Annotated in this window: 4 protein-coding genes and 1 pseudogene; all 5 read right to left on the reverse strand. The window is 60.3% G+C overall.

From position 1 onward, the window contains the following. Positions 1-205 (reverse strand): phage virion morphogenesis protein (locus FGA82_RS29125; protein ID WP_171057383.1); only part of this gene is annotated, 205 nt, incomplete at its 3' end. Then, the gene (locus FGA82_RS29130) at positions 192-644 is read right to left on the reverse strand and encodes a phage tail protein (RefSeq protein WP_141129763.1); all 453 of its coding nucleotides are present in this window, start codon (positions 642-644) and stop codon (positions 192-194) included. The genes FGA82_RS29130 and FGA82_RS29125, both read right to left, overlap by 14 nt. Next, complete coding sequence (locus tag FGA82_RS29135) at positions 641-1,102, reverse strand: head completion/stabilization protein (RefSeq protein ID WP_116256717.1); 462 nt, start codon at positions 1,100-1,102, stop codon at positions 641-643. The genes FGA82_RS29130 and FGA82_RS29135 overlap by 4 nt, the downstream gene beginning before the upstream one ends. Positions 1,103-1,199: 97 nt before the next feature. Beyond that, the gene (gene gpM, locus FGA82_RS29140; RefSeq protein WP_110645157.1) at positions 1,200-1,922 is read right to left on the reverse strand and encodes a phage terminase small subunit; all 723 of its coding nucleotides are present in this window, start codon (positions 1,920-1,922) and stop codon (positions 1,200-1,202) included. Beyond that, a pseudogene (locus tag FGA82_RS29145) lies at positions 1,919-2,668 on the reverse strand (phage major capsid protein, P2 family); the annotation flags it as partial. The pseudogene FGA82_RS29145 and the gene gpM, both read right to left, overlap by 4 nt. Positions 2,669-2,672 lie beyond the last annotated feature (4 nt).

Genomic DNA, 2,672 nt, shown 5'->3' on the forward strand with positions numbered 1-2,672 from the left:
TGCTGTCGCCCTTGCGTGGGGCGAAGGGTGTGCCGTCCAGGTTCTTCTGCTCACGCACTCGCTTGCGGCTCATCGTCCGCACGCGTTTGGTGACCTGGTTCAGCAAGCGGCGGCGCATTTGCGGCGGCAGACTCAGCAATGCCAGCTGTTCGCGCACGCCCAAGCGACCGCGAACGTCGAGTTCGAACGTGCTACGGCCCGCCATCGGTGGCCACCTCGCCGCGCTCTGCAATCCACAGATCAAACGGGACAAAAGCCCAGGCCTTGCCGAAGGCGTCGATCTCGCCGGCAGGGTCTTCGGCCAGATACTGCGGCTCAACAAACTCCAGCGTGATTTCCACGTCGAACAGATCGTTATCCAGAGGCTCTACAAGGAATTCCGGCGCCGGCAGTTCATGGCGATCGCGGTTGGAGTCGTGTTTTTCCAGCCAACTGCCGACCAACGCCATCATGCGAGCCGGGTTGGCGGCGAAACGCTCCAGGACAATCACGGCGCGATAGTGCATATCGGCGAAGTGCATGCCTTCGACGTCGGGTTTCCAGATCAGCGAAAGCTTTACCTGCTCCGTCCAGCTGTCGAGTTGTTCAGGCTCGACCAGGCGACGTTCCAACAGATACGCGGTCAGTGTCTGCAGCTTGGTCATACGATCGCCGCCGTGATTCGGCCGCGCCCCTGTAGCGAGCGAACCGCCTGCTGGCTGAACTGCAGAAACGTCTCGCCGCGTTCGGGCATTTCTTTGCCGGTGTTTTCGGCGCTTTCACGGCGGCTCACCGTGGCGAACTGCGTCAGCAAGCTGGACTTGGCGCGGCAATACACGGCGCGCTTGTACGTCGCTACGTGAAATGTGGAGTCAGGCAGCACCTTAGGGTCCCCAGATTCCACGGATGTGATGCCCACGCTCTGCCATTGGCCTTTGCGTTTGGACAAATCGCGATTGATCTCAATCATCGCGGTAGTCAAATCAGTGACCAGCATGTCTACCAGGTACTCCGCCGGCAGGCGGTAGCCCTTCTGAAACTCGGACACGGAGAGGTTCGGCCAGAAGCCGTCGTTCTCAATCGCCTGTTCCACAAAGGTGGTGGGTTTCCCGGAAAAGCTCATTGCTGGCCGCTCGAATAGGGCGGGGAGACTGTTTTTCGTGGGACTGGCCATGAATGGCAGACACACGTCCACAGTTCCCCGCTGGGGGGGTAGTCGGTTATTGGGCGCCGGTCACGGCGGGGGTTTGTTTGGCGATCGCCTTGCGACACTTCGCAATGCGCGTCTCATTGCCGGCTTTCGCATACAGCTCGGTGGAGCGTTCCAGATGCTGGAGCGCGGTTTCCCACTGCTCGGCCTCCATGGCGCGCATGCCGATCAACTTGTGGTACTTGCTCGGGATCTGTTCGGTCAGCTCCCATTCACCGTCGACACGCGGCAGCAGATCAGACAGGTACGGCTCCGGGCTGCGTTGCGCGTTGTATTCGGCGTAAGCCCAATCGATCACTGCGTCCGCAACGAAGGTTTGCACGTCGCGGCGCTTAAACCGCTCGGGCATTTCCTGGCCCTGCCCGATCGCAAAGTCCGCCAGCGCCAGACCGTCTTCGAACTGCTCGGTGTCGAACAGCCAGACCATCACCTGCACCAGAACGCGGTTCGGCATCACCAGACCCGAGTCCATGTAGCGCTGAATGAAATCCTGGTACTTGGGCAACAGCTCCTCGCGCTTGAGTGCCTGACGCCCAGCGAGACCCTTGATATCGCTCAGGCGCTGCAGATCCTGATCCAGAGAGGCTTCCATCAGCAGCAGGTGCTTTTTCGCGTTGGCCGGGCTGCTCAGGGCTTCCGCCGGCGAATACGCCAGCGGTGCGGCGGCTGCAGCGATTACTGCAGCGGTTCCCTGTGCCAAAGTACGGCGCTTGTGGGCAAGGGCCAGGCTCATGCGGCCAACTCAACGTTTTCAGTAAACGCGATCTTTTCCAGCTGCTCGATCACGTAGCCTTCGTTGCGGCTGTTGTAATCCTCGACGCGGGAGCGTTTCGGGTTGTCTACGGTTTGCTTACGCCAGCTGGAGTCCTGGAAGTAGATCGACAGGTTGTCCCAACTGGTGACCAATACGCCGTTAACCGGGAAGAACGGCACGCTGAAGCTTGGCAGACCACCGTAAGTGGCGATCACCTGGGCGTCCTCGATGCGCTCTTTCTCGGTGGGTGTATCACCCTGCTTGGCGTACAGCTTTGCCTTGTCAGCCGCTAACAGGTCGGTGCCGATAATGGCGATCAGGTCGCCGCCATCGCGCAGGCGTTCGTCCACCATTTGCTTGGTGTCATGCACCAGGGCGTCCAGGTTGGCGTAATCACCGCCCTGCCCCAGGATTACTTTGCCAGCGGTTTTGCCTTCCTTGAGTACCTGCTGTGGGGCTTGCTCGCGCAGTTGTTGCAGCCAGCCTTTGTTCACGTCCTGCAGCATTGGGTAAGCGGCAATATCGGTCTGCGCAGCGGCTTTCAGGCCGTGGAAACCGACCATGATGCGGTCCAGCGCGATCTGTTTCTGCACAGCCGCCGAGTAACGTTGATGGAAGTCCGGGAATTTGGCCCAGGCGTCGATTTTTGCGTACGGCAGACCCACGTCCGACTCGGTGGACGAGAGTTCGTAGGTGGTGTTGTCCAGCTCGGAGGCGTCTTTCGCCTAG

The organism is Pseudomonas fluorescens (genome assembly GCF_005938625.1).
GTDB lineage: Bacteria > Pseudomonadota > Gammaproteobacteria > Pseudomonadales > Pseudomonadaceae > Aquipseudomonas > Aquipseudomonas fluorescens_BD.